This is a genomic window from Pseudomonas sp. RA_35y_Pfl2_P32 (assembly GCF_963970735.1).
Classification (GTDB): Bacteria; Pseudomonadota; Gammaproteobacteria; order Pseudomonadales; family Pseudomonadaceae; genus Aquipseudomonas.
Map to the genome: position 1 here is coordinate 1 of NZ_CAXAQF010000016.1, position 26,084 is coordinate 26,084.

Here is a 26,084-nt window from a genome sequence, read left to right on the forward strand (position 1 = left end):
GATGAACTGAAGCAACCTGCTGCCGAAAACTGCTTAACTCATTGTTTTCCAAGGAGTTTTCCGTTTCGACTGCGCCGGAAGTGGGGCGAATTATAGACATTCAGAATCTGCCGTCAACTGCTAATTTCATAATTCTGTCACAACGCTCAAAAAGTCCCGAAAACGCGAAAGCCGCCCCTTTGGGGCGGCCTTCGCGCGTTACCTGGCAGGTTACAAGCTAGGGAAAGCGAACTGCGAAGCTTCATGGCTTGCGCGCTGTGGCCAGCGCTGGGTGATCGCTTTGCGGCGCGTGTAGAAACGCACACCGTCCGGGCCATAGGCATGCAGGTCACCGAACAGCGAACGTTTCCAGCCACCAAAGCTGTGATACGCCACTGGCACCGGCAGTGGCACGTTAACGCCGACCATACCCACTTCGATCTCGTCACAGAACAGACGGGCCGCTTCACCATCACGGGTGAAGATGCAGGTGCCGTTACCGTATTCGTGGTCGTTGATCAGTTGCATCGCCTCTTCCAGGCTGTTAACCCGGACCACGCACAACACCGGGCCGAAGATCTCTTCTTTATAGATGCGCATTTGCGGCGTGACATTATCGAACAGGCAACCACCCAGGAAGAAACCTTCCTCATGCCCCGCCACGCTCAGGCCACGACCATCGACCACCAGCTTGGCGCCGGCCGCTACGCCGTCATCGACATAGCCGCTGACCTTGTCCCGCGCCTGACCAGTCACCAGTGGCCCCATGTCCAGGCCACAAGAAGTGCCCGCACCGATTTTCAGTGCCTTGATCTGTGGAACCAGTTTGGCCACCAGAGCATCCGCCACCTGATCGCCCACGCACACAGCCACCGAGATCGCCATGCAACGCTCGCCGCACGAACCGTAAGCCGCCCCCATCAGGGCGCTCACCGCATTATCCAGGTCCGCATCCGGCATCAGTACCGCATGGTTCTTCGCCCCGCCCAGCGCTTGCACACGTTTGCCGCGCTTGGTGCCCTCGGCATAGATGTACTCGGCAATCGGCGTCGAGCCGACGAAGCTCAGGGCTTTGACTTCCGGCGCTTCGATCAACGCATCCACCGCCGACTTGTCGCCGTGCACCACGCTCATCACACCCTTGGGCAAACCAGCTTCTAGCAGCAGTTGGGCAATCAGCAGGGTGGAACTCGGGTCACGTTCAGATGGTTTGAGGATGAAGCAGTTACCGCAGACGATCGCCAGCGGGTACATCCACAGTGGCACCATGGCCGGGAAGTTGAACGGCGTGATGCCGGCCACCACGCCCAGGGGCTGGAAGTCCGACCAGGCATCGATGTTCGGGCCGACGTTACGGCTGTATTCACCCTTGAGGATTTCCGGCGCCGCGCACGCGAACTCGACGTTCTCGATCCCGCGCTTCAGTTCACCAGCGGCATCTTCCAGAGTCTTGCCGTGCTCTTCGCTGATCAGTTGCGAGATGCGTGCTTCGTTCTGCTCCAGCAATTGCTTGAAGCGGAACATCACCTGGGCGCGCTTGGCTGCAGGTGTGTTGCGCCAGGCCGGGAACGCGGCCTTGGCAGCGTCGATAGCCTGCTGGATGGTTTCGCGGCTGGCCAACGGCACTTTGTGGATCGCTTGACCGGTGGATGGGTTGAACACGTCGGCGGTGCGACCGTTGTCGGTCACCCGTTCACCATTGATCAAATGCGGGATGAGGCTCATGCAGGGCTCCTGAATTCTGTTTGCAGGCGTCCGCCGAGGGACGCCTTCTATATATAGACAGCGTGACTAGTAGCCGAGTGGCGACGGCGCCTATCAATCCGCCATCGCGAGCAAGCTCGGCGCCTACCGTTTCGGGGACATCAGTCGATCTTGTTCAGCACTTCGCCGACCGCATCGAACAGGCGATCCAGGTCTTGCGGCTGGCTGTTGAAGGTTGGGCCGAACTGCAGGGTGTCGCCGCCGAAGCGCACGTAGAACCCGGCTTTCCACAGGGCCATACCCGCTTCGAACGGACGCACGATGGCGTCACCATCGCGCGGGGCAATCTGGATTGCGCCGGCCAGGCCGTAGTTACGGATATCGATGATGTTCTTCGAACCCTTGAGGCCGTGCAGCGCATTCTCGAAATGTGGCGCGACTTCAGCCACGCGCTGTACCAGGTTTTCCTTCTGCAACAGGTCAAGTGCCGCCAGGCCTGCGGCGCACGCCACCGGGTGGGCCGAGTAGGTATAGCCGTGGGGAAACTCCACCGCGTATTCCGGAGTCGCCTGGTTCATGAAGGTCTGGTAGATCTCGGAGCTGGCGATCACCGCCCCCATGGGAATCGCACCGTTGGTGACCTGCTTGGCGATACACATCAGGTCCGGGGTCACGCCAAAGCTGTCGGCACCGAACATCGAACCGGTACGGCCAAAGCCGGTAATCACTTCGTCGAACACCAGCAGGATATTGTGCTGGTCGCAGATTTCCCGCAGGCGCTTGAGGTAACCCTCTGGCGGCACCAGTACCCCGGCGGAACCGGCCATTGGCTCGACGAACACCGCCGCGATGTTCGAAGCGTCATGCAGCTCGATCAACTTGAGCAGTTCATCGGCCAGGGCAATGCCGCCCTCTTTAGGCATGCCACGGGAATAAGCATTGCTGGCCAGCAAGGTGTGCGGCAGGTGATCGACGTCCATCATCGCCTGGCCAAACAGCTTACGGTTACCGTTGACGCCGCCCAGGCTGGTGCCGGCGATGTTCACCCCGTGGTAGCCACGGGCACGGCCGATCATTTTGGTCTTGGTCGCCTGGCCTTTCAGGCGCCAGTAGGCACGCACCATTTTCACCGCGGTGTCGGCACACTCGGAACCCGAGTCGGTGAAGAACACGTGGTTCAGGTTGCCCGGGGTCAGGTCGGTAATTTTTTCGGCCAGTTGGAAGGACAGCGGGTGCCCGTACTGGAAGCCCGGCGAGTAATCGAGGGTGCCCAGTTGCTTGGCCACCGCGTCCTGGATTTCCTTGCGAGTGTGCCCGGCGCCACAAGTCCACAGGCCCGACAGCGAGTCGTAGACCTTGCGGCCCTTGTCGTCGATCAGCCAACTGCCTTGTGCCCCGACAATCAGGCGCGGGTCGCGCTGGAAATTGCGGTTGGCGGTGTAAGGCATCCAGTGGGCATCGAGCTTGAGCTGGCTGGCCAGGGATGTCGGGGCGTTTTCAGGCAGGTTCATCGGCAAAACCTCGCAAGGCAATAAGCGGCGTAGGGATAAAAAGCGTTGTTGCAGCTAAGTTGCCACGGCGATAAAGTCGGTGAAATGCAACTTTTCTAACCTTCAGTCAGGCCGTTACTAAACTATGAGCAGCCGTCGCCCCGATCCGCTGGCACAAGTCAGCGACTTTGATATCCGCCTGTTGCGGATCTTTCGCAGTGTGGTCGAGTGCGGCGGCTTCTCGGCCGCGGAAAGCGTGCTGGGAATCGGCCGCTCGGCCATCAGCCAGCAAATGAGTGATCTCGAACAACGCCTCGGCCTGCGCCTGTGCCAGCGCGGCCGGGCCGGGTTCTCCCTGACGGAAGAAGGCCGCGAGGTCTACCACTCGGCCTTGCAACTATTAAGTGCCCTGGAAAGCTTTCGCACCGAGGTCAATGGCCTGCACCAACACCTGCGCGGCGAATTGACCATCGGCCTGACCGACAACCTGGTCACCCTGCCCCACATGCGCATCACCCACGCCCTGGCGCAGTTGAAGGAGCGCGGGCCGGATGTGCAGATCCAGATCCGCATGATCGCGCCCAACGAAGTCGAACAAGGTGTGCTCGACGGCCGCCTGCACGTCGGCGTGGTGCCCCAGGCCAGCGCCTTGTCGGGCCTGGAGTACCAGCCGCTGTACAGCGAACGCTCGTTGCTCTACTGCGCGGTCGGCCACCCGCTGTTCTACGTCGACGATAAACAACTGGACGATGCGCGCCTCAACAGCCAGGACGCGATTGCCCCGACCTTCCGCTTGCCCGCCGAGATCCAGGCCCACTACCAGGCGCTCAATTGCACCGCCAGCGCCTCGGATCGCGAAGGCATGGCGTTCCTGATCCTGACCGGGCGCTACATCGGCTACCTGCCCGATCACTACGCCAGCCTGTGGGTCCAGCAAGGTCGCCTGCGGGCACTCAAGTCGGACACCCGCTTTTACGACCTGAGCCTGGCATCGGTCACACGCAAGGGCCGGCGCCCGCATTTGGTGCTGGAAAGCTTTCTCGAAAGCCTGGCGGCGACGCGTTGACCCCCTGCCAACCAGGCTTTTCCCTCACCAAGGCTTGTCGCAAGCCCGTGGGTGCGTTATCAACGCACTGGCGCCCCCATTGACCTGCCCGGAAACGTCCATGACCTTTGAAGTCCCAGCCCACAGCGGTAAACCTGCCAGCCGTATTCGTCAGAAAAACGAGGAGACCATCCTCAAGGCCGCCGAAGTGGAGTTCGCCCGGCACGGCTTCAAAGGCACCAGCATGAACACCATTGCGCAGAATGCCGGCCTGCCCAAGGCCAACCTGCACTACTACTTCACCAACAAGCTCGGCCTGTACATCGGGGTGCTGAGCAACATCATCGAGTTGTGGGACAGCACCTTCAACACCCTGACCGCCGAGGACGACCCGGCCGAGGCGCTGACCCGCTACATCCGCGCCAAGATGGAGTTCTCCCGTCGCCATCCCCAGGCTTCGCGGGTGTTCGCCATGGAAGTGATCAGCGGCGGCGAATGCCTGAGCGAGTACTTCAACCAGGACTACCGTGCCTGGTTCCAGGGTCGCGCCAGCGTGTTCCAGGCATGGATCGACGCTGGCAAGATGGACCCCGTCGACCCGGTGCACCTGATCTTCCTGCTGTGGGGCAGCACCCAGCACTACGCCGACTTCGCCACCCAGATATGCCGCGTCACCGGCCGCAGCAAGTTGACCCGCCAGGACATGGAAGACGCCGGCAACAATCTGATCCGCATCATCCTCAAGGGCTGCGGCCTCACTCCCGCCACTTAAGACCGTCACCATGCCTTTTACCCTCGCCGGCCTTTGCGACTATCGCGAAGAGATTCGCAAAAGCCGTTTCATCGCCCTTGCGGCGCCGATCACCAGTAGCGCCGAGGCGCAGGCCTTCCTTGAGCAGCACAGCGACCTGAATGCGTCACACAACTGCTGGGCCTGGAAGTTCGCCGACCAATACCGCAGCAGCGACGACGGCGAACCCGGCGGCACTGCGGGTCGGCCGATCCTGGCAGCGATCGAGGCCCAGGACTGCGACCAGGTGGCAGTCCTGGTGATTCGTTGGTACGGCGGCATCCAATTGGGCACAGGCGGCCTGGCCCGCGCCTACGGCGGCAGCGCCAACAAGTGCCTGCAGGGCGCGGCAAAAATCGAACTGATCAGCCGGGTACCATTGGGGTGCGACTGTGCATTCAGTGAGCTGGCACTGGTCAAGTTGCGGGTGGCCGAATCCGGTGGCCTGGTGGTGGATGAACAGTTCACCGCCAATGGCGTGCACTTGCAGTTGGCCGTGGCCGAACCGCAAATCGAGACCTTGCAGGCACAACTGGCGGGCCTGAGCCGTGGGCGGATTTTGCTGCAACGCTGAACACGGGTTGTTTTATGCACAGCCTGGCTGCAATGCTTTGGGGCATCCCCTTCAGGCGGACACTTGCCCACAAGCGCTGTGCACCCGACTGTGGATAACCTGAGCACATAGCGCTGTAACCCTTCTGTCACGTGGCTTTGCGGGCATTGATCAGTTTTTATCCAATTGCCTGTTCTGCACGCCATTTTCACCGCAAAACAATCGCTTAGAGTGGTTTAGCAGCTTTGGAACAAAGGCCCACGGTGCTTATGCCCGGGGCTTTGGCTTGCGCACAAATACTGTGGAGCAACCTGTGGATAACCCGTTCATGACTGGCGCAGTGGCATAGCTGGCCTAGGTCGCAGGACGATGATCATTTTTTAACCACTTATTTCCTGACTGATCCTGCACCATGGCCCCCAGGAGCGCCCCGAAGTGGTGCCTGATCCGCCTGCCGCACCCACCCGATGTTTTCCACAGAGCCCGGCATGCTGTGCCTTTGCGCACTTTCCTGACTCAATGGCCAGGAAATTGCTTTGGCCACAGGCATCTCGTTCAACGACCCGAGCCTGTGATGCCAAACCCCGTCCCGATCCCCGACCCAACGCCGCGCCTGCAACTGCGTGGCATCAGCAAGCGATACCCCGGCTGCCTGGCCAACGATGCTATTGACCTGTGTATTCAACCCGGAGAAATCCACGCCCTGCTCGGTGAAAACGGCGCCGGCAAAAGCACCCTGATGAAGATCATCTACGGGGTGACCCACGCCGACTCGGGGGACATGCACTGGCAAGGTCAGCGCGTCACCCTGCGCAATCCGGCCCAGGCCCGCAGCCTGGGCATCGGCATGGTGTTCCAGCATTTTTCCCTGTTCGAAACCCTGACGGTGGCGCAGAACATCGCCTTGGCCATGGGCGCGTCGGCCGGGGCTCCACAGGCCCTGGCGCGAAAAATTCGCGAGGTGGCGCAGCGCTACGGCCTGGCGTTGGAGCCGCAACGTCTGGTCCACAGCCTGTCGATCGGCGAGCGCCAGCGGGTCGAGATCGTACGCTGCCTGATGCAGGACATTCGCCTGTTGATCCTCGACGAGCCCACCTCGGTGCTGACCCCACAGGAGGCCGATGAACTGTTCGTCACCCTGCGCCGCCTGGCCAGCGAAGGCTGCAGCATTCTGTTCATCAGCCACAAACTCGCCGAAGTGCGCGCCCTGTGCCACAGCGCCACCGTCCTGCGCGGCGGCCGCGTGGCCGGGCATTGCCGGCCCGCGGAATGTTCGGATCAGCAACTGGCACGGCTGATGGTCGGCGAGGCCGCCGAGTGGCTCGCCAACTACCCCAAGGCCAGTGGTGGCGCGACGTTCCTCACGGTCAGCGGCCTATCGTGGGCCAACCCGGACCCGTTCGGCTGCTCGCTGCACGACATCGATCTGCAGGTCCGCAGCGGTGAGGTGGTCGGCATTGCCGGAGTGGCGGGCAATGGCCAGGACGAGTTGCTGGCCCTGCTCAGTGGCGAACAGCGTCTGCCACGCCCGGACGCCTCGCGCATCGCCTTCGCCGGCCAAGCAGTGGCCGACTTGCCGCCGGATGCGCGGCGGCGGCTGGGCCTGGCCTTTGTCCCGGCTGAACGCCTCGGGCATGCGGCAGTGCCGGAGTTGAGCCTGGCCGACAACGCCCTGCTCACGTCCTTCCAACAGGGCCTGATGAGCCATGGACTGATCCAGCGCGCCAAGGTCGTGGCGCTGGCCGAGACCATCATCCAGCGCTTCGCGGTCAAGGCCGCGGGTGCCCAAGCCCCCGCCCGCAGCCTGTCCGGGGGCAACCTGCAAAAATTCATCCTCGGTCGCGAGATCCTCCAGCAGCCCCGCCTGCTGGTCGCTGCCCACCCGACCTGGGGCGTAGATGTCGGCGCAGCGGCAACCATTCACCGCGCGCTGATTGCCCTGCGCGATGCTGGGGCGGCGATCCTGGTGATTTCCGAAGACCTCGACGAACTGCTGCAAATCAGCGACCGCCTCGCCGCCCTGTGTGGCGGGCGCTTGTCGGCGCAACAACCGACGGCGGGCACCACCCTGAGCGAAGTCGGTGCCTGGATGGCCGGCCAGTTCGACAGCCCTCACTCACCCGCACCTGCACTGGCTTGACGGAGTTTCCCATGCTGCTTTCCCTAGAACCCCGTGGCCAGCATTCGCGCCTGATGCTCTGGTGTTCGCCTTTGCTGGCCGCCGCCCTGACCCTGGGTTGCGGTTCGCTGCTGTTCATCGCCCTGGGTCATGACCCGCTGCTGACCCTGCACACCCTGTTGATCGCGCCGATCAGCGACGGCTATGGCATCAGCGAACTGCTGGTCAAGGCCTTGCCCATCCTGCTCTGCGCGCTGGGCCTGGCGGTGGCCTATCAAGCGCGTATCTGGAACATCGGGGCCGAAGGCCAACTGCTGCTCGGCGCCCTGGCGGGCAGTGCCGTGGCGGTGAACCTCATTGGCCTGCAAAGCCGCTGGGCGCTGGTCCTGGTCCTGGGCGCCGGCACCTTCGCTGGGGCGCTATGGGCCGGGCTCACCGCCTGGCTGCGTACGCGGTTCAACGCCAACGAAATCCTCACCAGCATCATGCTCAACTACATTGCGCTGAACCTGTTGCTGTTCTGTGTGCACGGGCCCTTGAAGGACCCGGCGGGTTTCAACTTTCCCGAATCGGCGATGTTCGGCGAGGCCAGTCGCTTGCCCCTGCTCACCGAAGAGGGCCGGGTGCACGCCGGGGTGTATTTCGCCCTGTTGGCACTGGTGGCGGTGTGGGTGCTGTTGCAGAAGAGTTTTATCGGCTTTCAGATCAAGGTGCTCGGCCTCGACAAGCGCGCGGCGGCCTTCGTCGGCTTTCGCCACAAGCGCCTGGTCTGGCTGGCGCTGCTGATCAGCGGAGGGCTGGCCGGATTGGCCGGGGTCTGCGAAGTCAGCGGCCCCATCGGCCAACTGGTGCCGCAAGTGTCACCGGGTTATGGCTATGCCGCGATCACGGTGGCCTTCCTCGGCCGGCTCAACCCCATCGGCATCCTGTTTGCCAGCCTGCTGATGGCGTTGCTGTACATCGGCGGCGAGAGCGCGCAGATGAGCATGAACCTGCCGCCGGCCATCACCCAGCTGTTCCAGGGGATGATGCTGTTCTTCCTCTTGGCCTGTGATGTGCTGATCCTCTACCGACCCCGGCTGAACCTGCGCTGGACGCGGCGTGCCGCAGTGACCCACGTGCACGCAGGAGCCCTGTGATGGATATCGATCTGCTGAGCAATATTTTCTACGCCATGGTCCGCTGCGGCACACCGCTGTTGCTGGTGGCGCTGGGTGAACTGATCTGTGAAAAAACCGGAGTTCTCAATCTGGGCCAGGAAGGCATGATGCTGTTTGGTGCCGTGATCGGCTTCATCGTCGCCCTGAACAGCGGCCAGCTGTGGCTCGGCGTGCTGCTGGCGATGGTCGCCGGCATACTGCTGTCGGCGCTGTTTGCCCTGGTGGCACTGGTGTTCAATGCCAACCAGGTGGCGACGGGGTTGGCCCTGACGATCTTTGGCGTGGGCCTGTCGACGTTCGTCGGCGCGGCGTGGGTCGGTAAACCCCTGGCCGGGTTCGAGCCGGTGGCCATTGCTTGGCTCAGCGAGATCCCGCTGATCGGGCGCATGCTGTTTGCTCAGGACCTGCTGGTGTACCTGTCGTTTGTCCTGTTTGCCGGGGTGGCCTGGGTGCTGCTCAAAAGCCGGGTCGGCTTGATCATCCAGGCCGTCGGCGAGAACCCCGACGCCGCCAGCGCCATGGGTATCCCGGTGCTGCGGGTACGAACCCTGGCGGTGTTGTTTGGCGGCGCCATGGCCGGGTTGGCTGGGGCTTATCTGTCGCTGGCCTACACGCCGATGTGGGCGGAAAACATGAGCGCCGGACGCGGCTGGATTGCCCTGGCACTGGTGGTGTTTGCCAGTTGGCGCGTCTGGCGCCTGTTGCTGGGGGCCTACCTGTTCGGGCTGGCGAGCATTGTCCATCTGGTCGCCCAGGGACTGGGGCTGGCCATCCCCTCCAGCTTGCTGGCGATGCTGCCCTATATAGCGACCATCCTGGTGCTGGTGCTGCTGTCACGCGACGCCGTGCGCACACGCCTGTATGCGCCGATGTCGCTGGGGCAGCCGTGGCAGGCCGGGCACTAGTGCTCAGCCCACGGCGGCCGGCGTCAGCGGACCGGCTGGCGATGGCTGCCTGACGGGCAACACCTGGGCAATCCCCCACGCCAGTTCAAACACCAGGAACAGCGCCAGCAACCCAGTCGCCCCCTGCCACAAGGCATAGGCCTGCCAAGTGGCGAACAGAAACCGCCCGGCCGCGTCATAGCGGCCGTACACCGCCTGCGGATCGCGGATCCGCAGCACCGACCAAACGCAGACAATCGACCCCAGCAGATTGGCCATCAGCATGTGTACCGGCGCAAAGGCCGGTAACTCGCCGGGCACGTCAAGCACCTGGCTCACGCCCGAGAGCAGGCCGTGCAACGCGGTAAAACTCCAGGGGGTGACAAACGCCGCCATCACGATCAGGTCATACCAGGCACTGCTGCGCACCAGTCGGCGATACTGTTCCGGTGTCCACATGTCGACTACTCCGTTTATTCAGGGAGCACCCAGGCTAAACCCTGGAGTATGCTCAAGGGTCAAGCCCCCCCAGACAACGCTCTCGGACAACACTGTCCACTGAACCCATGACCCTCTTTTCCAAGGAAGCCACTCATGTCTACGGCCAAAACCGCGCTGATCATCGGCGCCTCCCGGGGCTTGGGCCTCGGCCTGGTGAAAACCCTGCTGGCCGACGGCTGGCAGGTCACCGCCACCGTACGTAATCCACAGAATGCCCAGGCGCTGCAGGCCCTGGGCAAGGTGCAGATCGAGCCCCTGGACATGGACGACCAGCCCGCCGTGCTCGCCCTCAGCCAGCAGCTCCAGGGCCAGGTGTTCGACCTGCTGTTCGTCAACGCCGGGATCAAGGGCCCGGACGTACAGACACCCGGCGGCGCGACCCTGGCCGAGGTTGGCCAGTTGTTCTTCACCAATGCCGTGGCACCGATCAACCTGGCCCAGCGTTTTGTCGGGCAGTTGCGTCCAGGCACCGGTGTGCTGGCGTTCATGAGCTCGGTACTCGGCAGCGTGACCATGCCGGACGCACCGGAGCTGGCCCTGTACAAGGCCAGCAAGGCCGCGCTGAACTCCATGACCAATAGCTTCGTCAGCCAGTTGGGCGAACAGCGTCCCACCGTGCTGTCCCTGCACCCCGGCTGGGTGAAAACCGACATGGGCGGCGAAGGCGCCGACCTGGATGTCGAGACCAGCACCCGTGGCCTGGTGGATCAGGTCAATACCTATGCCGGCCGAGGTGGACATCACTTCATCAACTACAAGGGCGAAACCATTCCCTGGTAAGGCCCACGGAGCTGCCGCAGGCTGCGATCCTTTGCAACTGCGGCACACTTTGCTACTGCAGCACAACCTGAGTAAACTCGGCACCTCGTCCCCGCGACGAACCTGGATCAGCAGACAGGGCAACACTGAGCTGGCGAACCTGAACCCAACTTTCAGAGGAGCCGGCAAATGCCTGCGACCCGTACCTGGTTAAAAAACCCTCTCGCCATCTTCACGGCCAACGAGCTCGACGCCCGTGGCGGCCTGGTGCTGCAAGACGGTGTGATCGTCGAAGTGCTCAAGCAAGGGCAGCAACCGGCGACACCCTGTGCACAGGTATTCGACGCCCGCGAGCATGTGATCCTGCCGGGGCTGATCAACACCCACCATCACTTCTATCAGACCCTGACCCGCGCCTGGGCCCCGGTGGTCAACCAGCCGTTGTTCCCGTGGCTGAAAACCCTGTACCCGGTCTGGGCCCGCCTGACCCCGGAAAAACTCGCCCTGGCCTCCAAGGTCGCCCTGGCTGAACTGCTGCTGTCGGGTTGCACCACGGCCGCCGACCACCACTACCTGTTCCCCGACGGCCTGGAAAACGCCATTGACGTGCAGGTCGAGAGTGTCCGTGAACTGGGCATGCGCGCCATGCTCACCCGGGGTTCGATGAGCCTTGGCGAAAAAGACGGTGGCCTGCCGCCGCAGCAGACCGTGCAGGAAGGCGAAGTGATCCTCGCCGACAGCCAGCGGCTGATCGCCGAATACCACGAGCGCGGCGCCGGCGCGCAGATCCAGATTGCCCTGGCGCCTTGCTCGCCATTCTCGGTCACCCCCGAGATCATGTCCGCCAGCGCCGCCCTGGCCAACCAACTGGACGTGCGCCTGCACACCCACCTGGCCGAAACCCTCGACGAAGAAGACTTCTGCCTGCAGCGCTTCGGCCTGCGCACCGTGGACTACCTGGACAGCGTCGGCTGGCTCGGCCCACGCACCTGGCTGGCCCACGGCATTCACTTCAACCCCGATGAAATCGCCCGCCTCGGCGCGGCCGGTACCGGCATCTGTCATTGCCCAAGCTCGAACATGCGCCTGGCCTCGGGCATCTGCCCGACCCTGGACCTGATCGCCGCCGGCGCACCGGTGGGCCTGGGGGTCGACGGTTCGGCGTCCAACGATGCCTCCAACATGATCCTGGAAACCCGTCAGGCGCTGTACATCCAGCGCCTGCGCTACGGCGCCGAGAAGATCACCCCGGAAGGCGTTCTGGGCTGGGCCACCCAGGGCTCGGCAAAACTGTTGGGACGCAGCGACATTGGCGAGCTGGCCGTGGGCAAACAGGCCGACCTGGCCTTGTTCAAACTCGATGAACTGCGCTTCTCCGGCAGCCATGACCCGATCTCGGCGTTGCTGCTGTGCGGTGCCGATCGGGCGGACCGGGTGATGGTCGGTGGCAAGTGGCGGGTGATCGACGGCCAGGTCGAGGGACTGGACCTCAAGGGCTTGATCGCCGACCACAGCCAGGCGGCTCGGCAGTTGATCAGCGGGGTCTGATCCGAGCGCGTCGCTGGCTCGCCAGCGACGCCGCTACAGCCCCAGGAACGACAACATAATGAACGTCGCAAACAGCACAAAGTGAGTCATCCCTTCGATGGCGTTGGTTTCGCCATCGTTGAGGTTGATCGCACTGACGATCAAGGTGATGAACACCATCACGGTCTGCACCGGCGTCATGGCCATCTGAAACGGTTGGCCGGTGTACAGCGCCATGGCTTCCATCACCGGTACCGTCAGAATCACCGTCGACAACGAGGCCCCCAACGCGATGTTGAGCACCGACTGCATCCGGTTGGCCAAGGCCGCGCGCAAGGCCGTGAGAATCTCCGGGGCAGCGGAAATCGCCGCCACTATGATCGCCGTCAACACCGGCGGTGCGCCCGTCCCTTCCAGGCCCAGGTCGAGGGCCTTGGACATGACCTCGGCCAAGGCGCCGATCACCACCACGCCAAACACCAGGGTGCCAATGGACAGCCCGAGACGGATCGGCGGCGCCTCCTGCTCGAGTTCCTTGCTGCGGCGTTTTTGCGGGTAGCTGTAGCTGAAAAAGTAACTGTGGGGACCGACCTGCATGCGCAGGAACAGGGTGTAGAGCACCACCATCGCACCGATGGTGAAGGCCGAGTAAATCTTCCAGTGCGCCTTGGGAATGAACTCCGGCACCACCATGGAAACCCCCATGGCCGTGAGGATCATCACGCTGTAGGTGCGCGCAGAGTCATCGTTGTAGGACTGCTCGCCATGCTTGATCCCGCCCATCAACGCGGCCAGGCCGAGGATGCCGTTGATGTCGAGCATCACCGCCGAGTAGATGGTATCGCGCACCAGGGTCGGCGAGGCCTCGTTGCTCATCATGATCGCCAGGATCACCACCTCCACCAGCACCGCCGCCAGGGTCAGGATCATGGTGCCGTAGGGGTCACCGACCTTTTCCGCCAGCCGCTCGGCATGGTGGGCGACACGCATCGAGGCCACCACGATAAAGACGATCAGCGCCATGCCGCCGGCCAGCGCGATCATCTGCCCGCTGTGCAGCAACCCGTGCTCCAGGGGATAGGCGGCCAATGCTGCCAGCAGCGCCAGCAGGAGCAGCTTTTCTTGCTTGAGGAAGGTGAGCATAACGGTCCCTTGTATCGAAGCCAGCGAAGGCTTGGCGATGAGTGACTGACTGCGACGTCACGCCCATGTTCCGTTGAACCTTAGCGCACCGTTGGATGGCAGTGGGTTCGCGCGCTGCACTTTATTGGTCTTCCCGGCGTCTTCGCGGGCAGGCCTTGCACCAACAGGACGATGACGGACCTGCAGGAGCAAGGCTGCCCACGATGGGTTGGGCAGGATTCAACGGTTTTTGTTGTCCTGTTGGTCAGCAATTTGCATTGACCTGGTCAACCCCAAAACACCCTGGAGCTCCATTCATGCATAAACGTCCGTTGCACACGCTGCTTTGCGCCGTCGTCACCGCCCTTGGCCTCGGCGCCAGCCTGACCGCCAGCGCGGCCGATCCGCTGAAAGTCGGCTTCGTCTACATCGGCCCGATCGGCGACCACGGCTGGACCTATCAGCATGAGCAAGGGCGCAAGGCGCTGGCGGAGCAATTCAGCGAGCAGATCACCACCCACTACGTGGAGAACGTCGCCGAGGGGGCGGACGCCGAGCGAGTGATCCGCAACATGGCCAAGGAGCAGTACGACCTGATCTTCACCACCTCCTTCGGCTACATGAACCCGACCCTGAAAGTCGCCCGGCAATTTCCCAAGGTGACCTTCGAACACGCCACCGGCTACAAGCAGGACAAGAACCTCGGCACCTACCTGGCCCGTACCTATGAGGGTCGCTACGTCGGCGGTTTTCTCGCGGCGAAGATGACCAAGAGCAAAAAGATCGGCTACGTCGCCTCGTTCCCGATTCCCGAAGTGATCCGCGACATCAACGCCATCCAGTTGGCCCTGAACAAGTACAACCCCGGCACCGAGATCAAAGTGGTGTGGGTCAATTCCTGGTTCGATCCGGGCAAGGAAGCCGACGCCGCCAACGCACTGATCGACCAGGGCGTCGACGTGGTGTTCCAGCACACCGACAGTCCGGCGCCGATCCAGGCCGCCGAACGACGTGGGGTCTATGCCGTGGGCTACGCCTCGGACATGGCCCACTTCGGCCCCAAAGCGGTGCTGACCTCGATCGTCAACGACTGGGGCCCGCACTACATCCAGGCCACGCAAAGCGTCATCGATCACAGCTGGAAATCCCAGGATTACTGGGGTGGCCTGAAAGAGGGCACGGTTGAACTGCCGATCAGCGACCTGGTGCCGGCGGCGGTGAAAAGCGAAGCCGAGCAGATCATCGCCGAGATCAAGAGCGGCGCGTTCCATCCGTTCACCGGCCCGATCAAGGACCAGGCCGGCCGCGAAAAAATCCCGGCGGGCTCAAGCGCGAGCAATGCCGAACTGGCGTCGATGAACTACTACGTCGAGGGCATGCAGGCCGAGATGCCGAAATAACCTGCGCCTCACCCTGTGGGGGCAGGCCTGCTCCCACAGGCTGGCAGGCTGAACCGCTTGGTCAGGTTTTACTCAATGTTTGCACGGGCATCTGTAGAATGCCCGCCATAAGCACCTGATGAGAACCGCACATGTACGATTGGCTGAACGCCCTGCCCAAGGCTGAACTGCACCTGCACCTGGAGGGCTCGCTGGAGCCCGAGCTGCTGTTCGCCCTGGCCGAACGCAACAAGATCGCCCTGCCCTGGAGCGACGTCGAGACCCTGCGCAAGGCCTATGCCTTCAACAACCTGCAAGAGTTCCTCGACCTGTATTACCAGGGCGCCGATGTGCTGCGCACCTCCCAGGACTTCTACGACCTGACCTGGGCCTACCTGTTGCGCTGCAAGGCGCAGAACGTGATTCACACCGAACCCTTCTTCGACCCGCAGACCCACACCGACCGGGGCGTACCCTTCGAAGTGGTGCTGAACGGGATCGCCAGCGCGCTCAAGGACGGCGAGCAGCAACTGGGCATCACCAGCGGCCTGATCCTCAGCTTCCTGCGCCATCTGAGCGAAGAAGAAGCCGAAAAAACCCTGACCCAGGCGCTGCCGTTCCGGGACGCTTTTATCGCCGTCGGCCTCGACAGTTCAGAGATGGGTCACCCACCGAGCAAGTTTCAGCGCGTGTTCGACCGTGCCCGCCACGAAGGTTTCCTGACCGTCGCCCACGCCGGTGAGGAAGGCCCACCGGAGTACATCTGGGAAGCCATCGACCTGCTGAAGATCCAGCGCATCGACCATGGCGTGCGCGCCATCGAAGACGAGCGCCTGATGCAGCGGATCATCGACGAGCAGATCCCGCTGACCGTCTGCCCCCTGTCCAACACCAAGCTGTGCGTGTTCGACCACATGTCCCAGCACACCATCCTCGACATGCTCGAGCGTGGGGTGAAGGTCACGGTGAACTCCGATGACCCGGCGTACTTTGGCGGTTATGTGACCGAGAACTTCCACGCGCTGTACACCGACCTGGGCATGACCCAGGACCAGGCCAAACGCCTGGCGCAGAACAGCCTGGATGCACGCCTGGTCAAACCCTGAACGCAAAAGATCGCAGCCTGGCGCGGCTGCGATCTTTTCAGACCGCTTCGGTCAACTCCTCCAGCGTCTTGCCCCGCGTCTCCATGCCAAACAGCCAGACCACCACCGCGGCAATCGCGAAGCACATCGCACCCAACGCAAAGACCCCACCCTGCCCGGTGATCGGGAACACCAGCCCGGTCACCAACGGCCCCAGCAACGAACCCACGCGACCAATCGCCGAGGCAAACCCGGACCCCGTGGCCCGCGCTGAAGTCGGGTACAGCTCAGGGGTATAGGTGTACAGCACCGCCCACATGCCGAACAGGAAGAACTGCATCAACAGTCCCGAGCCGATCAACAGGCTGACGTTGCCGCCGAATACCGCGCTTTGCCCATACAAAAACGCCATCACCCCACCACCCAGCAACGTGATGACGCACACCGGTTTACGCCCCCAGCGCTCCACCAGCCAGGCGGCCATGAGGAACCCGGGTATCCCGCCAAGGGAAATCAGCACGGTGTAATACACCGACTGGGTCACGGCAAAACCGGACTGTTGCAACAGCGCGCTGAGCCAGGACGTCAGGCCGTAAAAACCGAGCAGGGCAAAAAACCAGACACTCCAGATCATCAGGGTGCGTTGGCGATACAGCGGCGACCAGATTTGCCGCAAGGCGGAGAAGAAGTGACCGGGGCGGTGCTCGGCCCTGGGCAGGCGAATCGGCGTTGGCAGGTCGGCACGCCCCAGGGAAGCCCGAACCTTGCCCTCGATCCGCAACAGGACCTGGTCGGCGGCATCATGGTGCCCCGCCTGCTCCAGCCAGCGCGGTGATTCGGGAATGAAAAAGCGGATCGCCAGCACGAACACCGCCGGTACCGCCAGCACCAGGAAGATGTCGCGCCAGCCAATCACGGGCAACAGGAAATACGACAACACCCCCGCGGCGACAAACCCCAGCGGCCAGAAGCCATCCATCAAGGCGATATAACGCCCACGACGCTTGGCCGGAATCAGCTCGGACAGCATCGACTGGGCAATCGGAAACTCCATGCCCATGCCAATTCCCAGCAGAATACGAAACAAGGTCAGGGTCTCCACCGTTTGCGCCGTGGAACACAGGTAGCTGGCGATCCCCCACAACACGATGCTCCACTGGAACACCGGCTTGCGCCCGAAACGGTCGGCCAGCATGCCGGACAACGATGCCCCCAGGACCATGCCGAAGAAGCTCGAACTGGCCAGCAACCCGGCCTGTGCCGTGCTCAAGCCAAACTCGGCTTTGATCGAACCCAGGAGGAAGGTCATCATGGCCAGGTCCATGGAGTCGAAGAAAAACGCCAGGGCAATGATGATAAAGATGACGCGGTGATACCCGCTGATGGGTAACCGCTCCAGCCGTTCTGCCGCACTGTAGCCTTGTGTTTCCATGCCCTATCCCCCGATCCAGTAATCCGCGGATCGAGTGTGCGCGAACGCCGGGGTGGAGGATTGCTGGATACGACCTGGCGCCAGCCCTGAGCGACGTCTGAACCGACGGCTACAGACGTCTCTCTCAAGGGCGCTTAAAGGGCCATTTGCAGTTCACGCTCTTTGCCAAACAGCTCCAGCTCCCGCACACCGGTCGGCGTGACCTGCAAGGACCGCGAATCACCGGAGACACTCAGCCAGCCCGACTGGATGAACAACTGCAACAACGCGGCCCCCAACGTCCCGCCCAGGTGTGGGCGACGCTCGCTCCAGTCAGGGCAGGCGCAGGCTACTTGCGAGTTGCTATGGGCCAATGCCTGAACGAAAACCCCATGGCTGGCCAGTTGAGTGGCGCCCTTGTGGGTCACCAGGATGCGTTTGTCCAACTGTTCGATCCAGCCGGCATCCAGCAGGCGCTGAAACAGGTCCGCCGCCAGGGTTCCGCCAAAATGCTCCTCACAGAGGCGCGCCCGCAGCAACGACGACGGTGCTGTATGGACCTTGGCCAGCGGGTTGGCGCGCTTGAATACCTGGGCGATATTGCCCGGCGAACTGACCAGGGAGGCACTGGCCAATGCCTCGACCGCCGCCCCGACTTCGGGTGCCGCCAGGCGGTAGAACCGCTTGCGTCCACGCTCCTCGACCTTCAACAGTCCACCGCTGAACAAACGCCCAAGATGGGCGTTGGCCGAGGACGGCGACAAACCGGCCAGCAACGCCAGCTCCTCCGACTGCCGGGCAGTGCCATCCATCAAGGCCCACATCATCGCGCTACGCTTCGGGTCAGCCAGTAATGTGGCGATCTGACTGATGCAAGGTGCATGTTCCATGTATTCACTCCCTGTTGAATCATTTGTCTACTGCTCGGGGGACATCTTGACCAGTAATGTGATGCCGGCCAAGGCGAGATAACCGCCAAAAACCGGGCTAAAAAACCAATTAATGCGACAAACTTCTTCGAAACCCTCAAGCCAGACCAGTGGTTTTCCGCGGCTTGAACCGGAGGATCGAGCAAGGCCGCCCGGGTTCGCGGACCCTGTTGCGAACTCAGGCGGACGCTAGTATAAGCGTGATGAACGACGGTTCCTGCCCCGGGGAAACCGCCAATGCCGATAGCTGCTGCGTGAAACTTCGCTTTATGAGTGCGATTAGTGGCCCACGAAAAATCTTGTCGAAAATTGACCACTCAGATGTCCACACTGACGCTTGAGCATTTCTCGTAACAGGTTCACCGGCTTACTCAATTGGGCGCGATGAGCGCACAACACATTCAGCGGTGCACGCTCGCCCTGCAACTCCGGCAGCAGCACCTTCAAGCGCCCGGCCACCACATCGGCGGCCACGTCCAGCCAGGACTTGTAGGCTATTCCGGCCCCCGCCACCGCCCACAGGCGCACCACATCGGCGTCATCACTGAAACGATCACCGCTGACCGTCAGGCTCACGTCCCGCTTGCCATCGTGAAAGCGCCAATGGTCGTGAACCCGGCTGCCCAGCATGTATAAGAGGCAATTGTGCTGGGCCAGTTGCTCCAGTTGGCGCGGCACACCGCAGCGGGCCAGGTACTGCGGGGCCGCACAGAGCACCCGGCGATTGTCCGGGGCAATGGGCAGCGCCACCAGGCTGGAGTCTTCCGGCTCGCCATAACGCAGGGCGATGTCCACCGGCTGGCGGAACAGGTCGGCGATCCGGTCGCCTAGCAACAGGCGCACCGTAAGCAGGGGATGCTCACGCTGAAACTCGTCCAGCCAGGGCAGCAGCAGATTGCGCCCGAAGTCCGAGGGAGCCGACAGTTGCAGGACCCCGCTGACTTGATCCTGCCCGCGCGCCAGCCAACGCCGGCCTTCATCCAGTTGCCCCAATGCCGCGCGGGCATACACCAGAAACCCCTCACCTTCTGCGGTCAGGCGCAGGCTGCGGGTAGAGCGCGCCAACAGACGCGCACCCAATTGCTGCTCGATCCGCTTCAATGCTGCGCTGGCCACCGCCGCCGACATGTCCATGCCGCGCGCCGCCGCCGACAGGCTGCCCAGGTCAGCCGCCCGCACAAACAACAACAAATCATCGAAACGCAGCATCGGCGCCCCCGCATTATCAATAAATGATTGAAAGAGACTGTGCTTTTAGCGGGTTTTATCTCGCAGATAAATAGCCAATCATCTGCCCCATCCCAAGACACTCGAGGCCAACCGCCCATGAAAGCCATTGCCTATTACCACAGCCTGCCCATCAGCGACCCGAACGCCCTGCAGGACATCGAACTGCCAGCCCCCGTCGCCGGCCCTCGTGACGTGCTGGTGGAAGTCAAAGCCATCTCCGTCAATCCGGTGGACACCAAAGTCCGCCAGAACGTCGCCCCCGAAGGTGGCGCCGCCAAAGTCCTGGGCTGGGATGTGGCCGGTGTGGTCAAGGCAGTCGGCACCGACGTGAGCCTGTTCAAGCCCGGTGACAAGGTCTACTACGCCGGCTCCATTGCCCGCGCCGGGGGCAACAGCGAATTGCACGTGGTCGACGAACGGATTGTCGGTCACATGCCCAAGTCCCTGGGCTTTGCCGAGGCAGCAGCGCTGCCGCTGACGGCGATCACCGCCTGGGAACTGCTGTTCGAACGCCTGCAGGTGCGCGAGGGCAACACCGCCGAAGGGCAAAGCCTGCTGATCGTCGGGGCTGCCGGTGGCGTCGGCTCAATCCTCACCCAACTGGCCAGCCGGCTCACGGCCCTGAAGGTGATTGGCACCGCTTCGCGCCCACAAACCCGCACCTGGGTAGAAAACCTGGGTGCCGACCTGGTCATCGATCACCGCCTGCCGTTGAGCGAGGAGCTCAAGCGCGTCGGTCAGCCCCAGGTCACTCATGTGGCGAGCCTGACCCAGACCGATCAACACTTCGCCCAACTGGTGGAAGCCCTGGCGCCCCAAGGCAAGCTCGCGCTGATCGACGACCCCAAGGCGCTGGATATCACCCAACTCAAGCGCAAGAGCCTGTCGCTGCATTGGGAGTTCATGTACACCCGCTCGTTGTTCGAGACCGCCGACATGCTGGAGCAGCACAAGCTGCTCAACCGGGTCGCCGGGTTGATCGACAACGGCACCTTGCAGACCACCGTCGGCGAGCACTTCGGCACCATCAATGCGGCCAACCTGCGACGGGCCCATGAGCTGCTGGAGAGCGGCACGGCCAAGGGCAAGATTGTTCTCGAAGGCTTCTGAACGTGAAAGACCGGGCCCTGCGTGCAAAGATGTTTCGCGCGGGGCGCCGTCAGTCAGAGAGTTGATCCGTGTCACAATTTTGCGTGGGTTCGAGACTACAATCGACAGTTCACGCAATGCTCTCTTTTACGCCCGGAGGTCAGCAATGAAGATCCTGATAAATGAACTGGCAAAATCCCGGTGGCAAGTGCGCCTGGACAATCAGACCGTGAACTTCCGCTCTGAAGCCGAAGCCCGGGCTTTTACCTCGACCCTCGAGGCCCGCTTGCACGCTCCCCACTACCTACCTGAACGCCAGCAACGCGCAGCCGGCTGACTCACGCCACCGCTTGCGCGGCACGGGCAACTTGCAGGCGACGGGTGAGCATCGCGACGCTCACCACCAATAGCCCACACAGGCTGATGACCATCGCCATCGGCATGGCCGAGCCGTCGTGCAGCACCCCCACCAACGCTGCCGCCCCGGCGGCGACACTGAACTGCAGGCAGCCGAGCATGGCCGAGGCGCTGCCGGCGCGCGCGCCCTGCCCGTTCATGGCACAGGCCGCAGCGTTGGGGATGATGCAACCCAGGCTGGCAATGCAGATGAACAGCGGAATCAGCAAGGGCCAAAGCTGCTCGGTGTGCAGCGCGCTGACCGCCAGCAGGGTCAGGCCCGCCGCCAGGTAGACCCACACCGCGCGCGCCAGCAGGAACGCCGGACCGCGCGTGGACAGCAGACGTGCATTGAGTTGTGCCACCAGAATGAAACCCGCGGCGTTGATGCCGAACAGCCAGCCGAAATGCTCCGGCGGCACGCCATACAGCTTGATGAACACGAAGGGTGAACCGGCGATGTAGGCAAACATCCCGGCGATCGCAATGCCCCCGGTCAGGGCGTGCCCGAGGAAGATCTTGTCCGCGAGCAACCGACCGTATTGGCGCAGCGCGCCGGACAAGGGCTGGCGTGGCTGGTTGGCCGGCAAACTTTCCGGCAGGCCCAGGGCAACCGCCAGGGCTGACAGGGCACTGAACGCGGTCAGGGCAATGAAGATCGACTGCCAGCCGTGCAGGTTGACCAGCAACCCGCCGAGCATCGGCGCGAGGATCGGCGCCAGGCCCATCACCAGCATCAATTGCGAAAAGACTTTGGCCGAGCCCACCGCATCACACTTGTCGCTGACCACCGCACGGGAAATCACCATCCCGGCGCAACCGCCGAGGGCCTGCACAAAACGCGCAACGATCAACCCATCCAGGCTCGGCGCGAAGGCACACGCCAGCGAAGCCAGGGTGAACAGCGTCACGCCCACCAGCAGCGGAATGCGCCGACCAAAACGATCGGCCACCGGCCCATAGGCCAGCTGACCCAGCGACAAACCGAGGAAGTACGAGGCCAGGGTCATCTGCACATGTTTTTCGTCGGTGCCGAATGCCGCGGCCATGGCCGGAAACGCAGGCAGGTAAAAATCGATGGCCAGCGGTCCAAAAGCGCTCAAAGCGCCAAGAATCAGAATGGTGCGAAAATTCATCAGGCGTCCAGCTCACGTCAGTCGGCAGCCCGACAGTCTAGCCGCGCTTGGACGCCTTGAACATTCCGAGAGGTCGCTAACTAATAATTTTCATCCTGCCAGCTTGACCGCGTACCCCTCCGCGCTGATCGCACTGATCACCTGTTCGGCCGACAAGCCGCTTTCCACACCCACTTCCTTCGCCGTCAGGTCGACCCGCACACTGGCCGCCGGATCCTTGGCCTGCACGGCCTGGGTAATGGTCCGGACACAGTGACCGCACGACATACCTTGTACGTTGAATACTTGCATGGGGCATCTCCTTTGATGAGGTTAGGGCCAGTCTTGAGCTTGCCACCATGGCAAGGTCAAGTTCGGCGATGAACGGCCGGGCTGGCATTGCACCGCTTGCTCGGTCAAGCTTGACCATCCATGACATACAAGCAGGAGACTCAGCCATGCGCTGGCACGCTTTCAGCCTACTGGGCATGCTCAGTCTTTTCGCCGCCGCACCGCCGGCCAGTGCGCAAGACTACGGGGTGCTGATCATTTCGCGTGAGCGCCTGGAAGTCGCGACCCCGTGCGAGATCGGTGTGTACATCCAGGACCAACTGTCCGCGCGACTGTTCCAGGAACAGAGCACCTCGTTCAACCTACCGCCCGGCACCTTCTCCCTGCGCCTGAAACTGCTGCCAGGCCAGGCACCCGGCTGTAACCCAGGGATGCTCGCGCCCGGTTCGCAGAACATCACCCTGCGTGCCGGGGATATCAACAAATACCGCATCGCCATGAACGCCCAGGGCATGTACCTGAAGCCGGCGGCATTGGGTTACTGAGCCCCGCTACCGGCCTCTCCTTGGAGGCGGGAGCCAACATCGAGGGTGCCTGACACACCGTCGTCGCAAGCCAGCCCACAAGGGGGTGTGGCGTTTTGCACATGGCGCTTGACCTTGCCAGCATGGCAAGGTTGACCCTGTAGGTCATTTCTACAGGGAGTAAGACCGATGTCCGATTCCACCACCTTCGATCTGCCGATTGCCGGCATGACCTGCGCCAGTTGCGCCGGGCGTGTCGAGCGGGCGCTGAGTAAAGTCGTGGGCGCCACCTCTGTCAGCGTCAACCTGGCGACCGAACAGGCGCGCGTCCAGGCCCCGCCCGACAGCTTGCCGGCACTGATGCAAGCCGTGCAGCAAGCCGGCTACAGCGTCCCCGCCCAGCGCCTGGAACTGAGCATCGGTGGCATGACCTGCGCCTCGTGCGCCGGCCGCGTCGAGCGCGCGTTGAACAAGGTGGCCGGGGTCAAAAGCGTCAGCGTCAACCTGGCCAGCGAACGGGCGCACCTGGAACTGCTCGGCCAGATCGACCCGCAGGTGCTGATCAATGCGGTGACCAAGGCCGGTTACAACGCCAGTGTCTGGCAAACCGAGCAACGCTCCAATGACAACCAGCAACAGCGCCTGCAGCGTGAGCGCTGGAGCGTCCTGCTGGCCGTGCTCCTGGCGTTGCCACTCGTGCTGCCGATGCTGGTGCAACCTTTCGGCCTGCACTGGATGCTCCCGGCCTGGGTGCAGTTCATCCTGGCCACTCCGGTGCAGTTCATCTTCGGTGCGCGTTTTTACATCGCCGCCTGGAAAGCCGTACGCGCCGGTGCCGGCAACATGGACTTGCTGGTCGCCCTGGGCACCAGCGCCGGCTATGGCTTGAGCATTTACCTATGGGTAACCGCCAGCGCGGGCACCGAACCCCACCTGTACTTCGAAGCCTCGGCCGTGGTGATCGCCCTGGTCTTGCTCGGCAAGTACCTGGAAAGCCGCGCCAAACGCCAGACCGCCAGCGCCATTCGGGCCCTTGAAGCCTTGCGTCCGGAGCGGGCGATCCAGGTGATCGACGGCCGCGAACAGGACGTTGCCATCAGCGCCTTGCGCCTCGGCGACCTGGTGCTGGTCAAGCCCGGCGAACGATTCCCGGTGGACGGTGAGGTGGTCGAGGGCCAGAGCCACGCCGACGAAGCCCTGATCAGTGGTGAAAGCCTGCCGGTGCCCAAGCAGCCCGGCGACAGCGTCACCGGCGGTGCCATCAATGGCGAAGGCCGCCTGCTGGTACGCACCCAGGCCCTCGGGGCGGAAACCGTGCTGGCGCGGATCATCCGCCTGGTGGAGGACGCCCAGGCCGGCAAGGCGCCGATTCAAAAGCTGGTGGATAAGGTCAGCCAGGTGTTCGTGCCGGTGGTGCTGCTGCTGGCCCTGGCCACCCTGATCGGCTGGTGGCTGTATGGCGCCCCCCTGGAAACCGCCGTCATCAACGCGGTGGCCGTGCTGGTGATCGCCTGCCCTTGTGCACTGGGCCTGGCCACGCCCACTGCGATCATGGCCGGCACCGGCGTCGCCGCCCGTCACGGCATTCTGATCAAGGACGCCGAAGCCCTGGAGCGCGCCCACGAAGTCAGTGTGGTGGTGTTCGACAAGACCGGTACGCTAACCTCCGGCACCCCGCGCATCGCCCACTTCAGCGCCGTCGACGGCAACGAAGCGACGCTGTTGCAACAGGCCGGCGCCCTGCAGCGCGGTAGCGAACACCCGCTGGCCAAGGCCGTGCTGGACGCCTGCGCCGAACGGGACCTGGCCGTGGCCGACGTCACTGCCAGCCAGTCCCTGACCGGTCGTGGCATTGCCGGCACCCTCGACGGCCGGCAACTGGCCCTGGGCAATCGCCGCATGCTGGAAGAAAGCGGCTTGAGCGCCGGGTCCCTGGCAGCCTCGGCCACGGCCTGGGAAGCAGAAGGCCGGACCCTGTCCTGGCTGATCGAGCAAAAACCCGAGTTGCGGGTACTGGGCCTGTTCGCCTTTGGCGACACCCTCAAGCCCGGCGCTCTGCAAGCCATCGAGGCACTGAACCGCCAGCACATCGGCAGCCACCTGCTGACGGGCGACAACCGGGGCAGCGCCAAGGTGGTCGCCCAAGCCCTGGGCATCAGCAACGTGCACGCCGAAGTGCTGCCCGCGGAAAAAGCCTCGACCGTCACCGAGCTGAAGAAAACCGGGGTGGTGGCAATGGTCGGCGACGGTATCAACGACGCTCCGGCGCTGGCGGCGGCGGACATCGGCATCGCCATGGGCGGCGGCACCGACGTGGCCATGCACGCGGCCGGCATCACCCTGATGCGCGGCGACCCTCGGCTGGTGCCGGCAGCGCTGGAGATCAGCCGCAAGACCTATGCGAAGATCCGTCAGAACCTGTTCTGGGCCTTCGTCTATAACCTGATCGGAATTCCGCTGGCCGCATTCGGCTTGCTCAACCCGGTCATGGCCGGTGCGGCGATGGCCCTGTCCAGCGTCAGCGTGGTCAGCAACGCCCTGCTGCTCAAGACCTGGAAGCCGAAAAAACTGGAGGAGCTGGAATGAACATTGGCCAAGCCGCCCGGCAAAGTGGCCTGAGCGCCAAGATGATTCGTTACTACGAGTCGATCGGCCTGCTCAAGCCGGCGCACCGCACCGACAGTGGCTACCGCCTGTATGGCGAGCAGGACCTGCACAGCCTGGCCTTCATCAAGCGCTCCCGTGATCTGGGCTTCTCGCTGGAGGAAGTCGGCAAGCTGCTGGCCCTGTGGCAGGATCGCCAACGGGCCAGCGCCGACGTCAAGGCCCTGGCCCGCCAGCACATCGACGAGCTGAACCAGAAAATCCTTGAGCTGGGGCAGTTGCGCGACACCCTGCAGGACCTGGTGGAGCACTGCCAGGGCGACCATCGCCCGGACTGCCCGATCCTCAAGGAACTGGCCTCGGGTTGCTGCGCCAAACCCGCTCGGGGCTGACCCTGC

Annotated in this window: 24 protein-coding genes; 15 read left to right on the forward strand and 9 right to left on the reverse strand. The window is 63.1% G+C overall.

Annotated features, from left to right (window positions below):
- Positions 1-210: 210 nt before the first annotated feature.
- Entirely contained in the window at positions 211-1,704 is a 1,494-nt protein-coding gene (locus AACY45_RS16995) for a CoA-acylating methylmalonate-semialdehyde dehydrogenase (RefSeq protein ID WP_339546527.1), read from the reverse strand.
- A gap of 140 nt (positions 1,705-1,844) precedes the next feature.
- Positions 1,845-3,194, reverse strand: a complete 1,350-nt coding sequence (locus tag AACY45_RS17000) for an aspartate aminotransferase family protein (protein WP_339546528.1) — start codon at positions 3,192-3,194, stop codon at positions 1,845-1,847.
- Between the two features lie 124 nt (positions 3,195-3,318).
- Between AACY45_RS17000 and AACY45_RS17005 the strand changes: the two genes are divergently transcribed.
- The 6 genes from AACY45_RS17005 (at position 3,319) to AACY45_RS17030 (ending at position 9,745) form a co-directional block, all read left to right on the forward strand.
- Positions 3,319-4,239, forward strand: a complete 921-nt coding sequence (locus tag AACY45_RS17005) for a LysR family transcriptional regulator (RefSeq protein WP_339546529.1) — start codon at positions 3,319-3,321, stop codon at positions 4,237-4,239.
- Positions 4,240-4,339: 100 nt separating this feature from the next.
- Entirely contained in the window at positions 4,340-4,990 is a 651-nt protein-coding gene (locus tag AACY45_RS17010; RefSeq protein ID WP_339546530.1) for a TetR/AcrR family transcriptional regulator, read from the forward strand.
- A 10-nt stretch (positions 4,991-5,000) separates the two neighbouring features.
- On the forward strand, positions 5,001-5,582 hold the full coding sequence (locus AACY45_RS17015; RefSeq protein ID WP_339546531.1) for an IMPACT family protein: 582 nt from the start codon (positions 5,001-5,003) through the stop codon (positions 5,580-5,582).
- Between the two features lie 553 nt (positions 5,583-6,135).
- Complete coding sequence (locus AACY45_RS17020) at positions 6,136-7,701, forward strand: ABC transporter ATP-binding protein (protein WP_339546533.1); 1,566 nt, start codon at positions 6,136-6,138, stop codon at positions 7,699-7,701.
- A gap of 11 nt (positions 7,702-7,712) precedes the next feature.
- Complete coding sequence (locus AACY45_RS17025) at positions 7,713-8,819, forward strand: ABC transporter permease (RefSeq protein ID WP_339546534.1); 1,107 nt, start codon at positions 7,713-7,715, stop codon at positions 8,817-8,819.
- On the forward strand, positions 8,819-9,745 hold the full coding sequence (locus AACY45_RS17030; protein ID WP_339546535.1) for an ABC transporter permease: 927 nt from the start codon (positions 8,819-8,821) through the stop codon (positions 9,743-9,745). The genes AACY45_RS17025 and AACY45_RS17030 overlap by 1 nt, the downstream gene beginning before the upstream one ends.
- Positions 9,746-9,748: 3 nt before the next feature.
- Here the strand turns inward: AACY45_RS17030 and AACY45_RS17035 are convergent, their stop codons facing one another.
- A complete protein-coding gene (locus AACY45_RS17035) occupies positions 9,749-10,183 on the reverse strand; it encodes a hypothetical protein (protein WP_339546536.1) in 435 nt (144 codons plus the stop codon).
- A gap of 135 nt (positions 10,184-10,318) precedes the next feature.
- On the opposite strand from AACY45_RS17035, the gene AACY45_RS17040 reads away from it, so the two are divergent.
- Entirely contained in the window at positions 10,319-11,005 is a 687-nt protein-coding gene (locus AACY45_RS17040; protein WP_339546537.1) for an SDR family oxidoreductase, read from the forward strand.
- Between the two features lie 168 nt (positions 11,006-11,173).
- Positions 11,174-12,532 carry an 8-oxoguanine deaminase gene (locus AACY45_RS17045; protein ID WP_339546538.1) on the forward strand — a complete coding sequence of 453 codons (1,359 nt, stop codon included), beginning with the start codon at positions 11,174-11,176 and terminating at the stop codon, positions 12,530-12,532.
- 33 nt (positions 12,533-12,565) lie between these two features.
- Here AACY45_RS17045 and AACY45_RS17050 read toward each other — a convergent pair whose 3' ends face one another.
- Positions 12,566-13,654 (reverse strand): calcium:proton antiporter, encoded by a 1,089-nt coding sequence (locus AACY45_RS17050; protein WP_339546539.1) that lies wholly within the window; start codon positions 13,652-13,654, stop codon positions 12,566-12,568.
- Between the two features lie 296 nt (positions 13,655-13,950).
- Between AACY45_RS17050 and AACY45_RS17055 the strand changes: the two genes are divergently transcribed.
- Both AACY45_RS17055 and AACY45_RS17060 read left to right on the forward strand, forming a co-directional pair.
- The gene (locus AACY45_RS17055) at positions 13,951-15,033 is read left to right on the forward strand and encodes a BMP family ABC transporter substrate-binding protein (protein WP_339546540.1); all 1,083 of its coding nucleotides are present in this window, start codon (positions 13,951-13,953) and stop codon (positions 15,031-15,033) included.
- 131 nt (positions 15,034-15,164) lie between these two features.
- Positions 15,165-16,118, forward strand: coding sequence for an adenosine deaminase (locus AACY45_RS17060; RefSeq protein ID WP_339546541.1), 954 nt, complete (start codon positions 15,165-15,167; stop codon positions 16,116-16,118).
- A gap of 37 nt (positions 16,119-16,155) precedes the next feature.
- On the opposite strand, the gene AACY45_RS17065 is transcribed toward AACY45_RS17060, so the two are convergent.
- From AACY45_RS17065 to AACY45_RS17075, 3 genes are all read right to left on the reverse strand, one after another.
- Complete coding sequence (locus AACY45_RS17065; RefSeq protein WP_339546542.1) at positions 16,156-17,529, reverse strand: MFS transporter; 1,374 nt, start codon at positions 17,527-17,529, stop codon at positions 16,156-16,158.
- Positions 17,530-17,663: 134 nt separating this feature from the next.
- Positions 17,664-18,398, reverse strand: a complete 735-nt coding sequence (locus AACY45_RS17070; protein ID WP_339546543.1) for an ArsR/SmtB family transcription factor — start codon at positions 18,396-18,398, stop codon at positions 17,664-17,666.
- A 318-nt stretch (positions 18,399-18,716) separates the two neighbouring features.
- On the reverse strand, positions 18,717-19,646 hold the full coding sequence (locus AACY45_RS17075) for a LysR family transcriptional regulator (protein ID WP_339546544.1): 930 nt from the start codon (positions 19,644-19,646) through the stop codon (positions 18,717-18,719).
- 117 nt (positions 19,647-19,763) lie between these two features.
- Here AACY45_RS17075 and AACY45_RS17080 point away from each other — a divergent pair, with 117 nt between their 5' ends.
- Together AACY45_RS17080 and AACY45_RS17085 are read left to right on the forward strand one after the other, a co-directional pair.
- Positions 19,764-20,777: a zinc-binding alcohol dehydrogenase family protein gene (locus tag AACY45_RS17080; protein ID WP_339546545.1), complete on the forward strand. Its 1,014-nt coding sequence runs from the start codon at positions 19,764-19,766 to the stop codon at positions 20,775-20,777.
- Positions 20,778-20,922: 145 nt separating this feature from the next.
- Positions 20,923-21,093 (forward strand): hypothetical protein, encoded by a 171-nt coding sequence (locus AACY45_RS17085; RefSeq protein WP_339546546.1) that lies wholly within the window; start codon positions 20,923-20,925, stop codon positions 21,091-21,093.
- A gap of 1 nt (position 21,094) precedes the next feature.
- Here the strand turns inward: AACY45_RS17085 and AACY45_RS17090 are convergent, their stop codons facing one another.
- Positions 21,095-22,288, reverse strand: a complete 1,194-nt coding sequence (locus tag AACY45_RS17090) for a multidrug effflux MFS transporter (RefSeq protein WP_339546547.1) — start codon at positions 22,286-22,288, stop codon at positions 21,095-21,097.
- A gap of 90 nt (positions 22,289-22,378) precedes the next feature.
- Positions 22,379-22,579, reverse strand: coding sequence for a heavy-metal-associated domain-containing protein (locus AACY45_RS17095; protein ID WP_339546548.1), 201 nt, complete (start codon positions 22,577-22,579; stop codon positions 22,379-22,381).
- Between the two features lie 146 nt (positions 22,580-22,725).
- Between AACY45_RS17095 and AACY45_RS17100 the strand changes: the two genes are divergently transcribed.
- The 3 genes from AACY45_RS17100 to cueR all read left to right on the forward strand — a co-directional run bounded on the left by AACY45_RS17100 (position 22,726) and on the right by cueR (position 26,078).
- On the forward strand, positions 22,726-23,103 hold the full coding sequence (locus AACY45_RS17100) for a hypothetical protein (protein ID WP_339546549.1): 378 nt from the start codon (positions 22,726-22,728) through the stop codon (positions 23,101-23,103).
- A 168-nt stretch (positions 23,104-23,271) separates the two neighbouring features.
- Entirely contained in the window at positions 23,272-25,668 is a 2,397-nt protein-coding gene (locus AACY45_RS17105) for a heavy metal translocating P-type ATPase (protein WP_339546550.1), read from the forward strand.
- On the forward strand, positions 25,665-26,078 hold the full coding sequence (gene cueR / locus AACY45_RS17110; protein WP_339546551.1) for a Cu(I)-responsive transcriptional regulator: 414 nt from the start codon (positions 25,665-25,667) through the stop codon (positions 26,076-26,078). Before AACY45_RS17105 ends, cueR begins: the two co-directional genes overlap by 4 nt.
- The last annotated feature ends 6 nt before the right edge of the window (positions 26,079-26,084 follow it).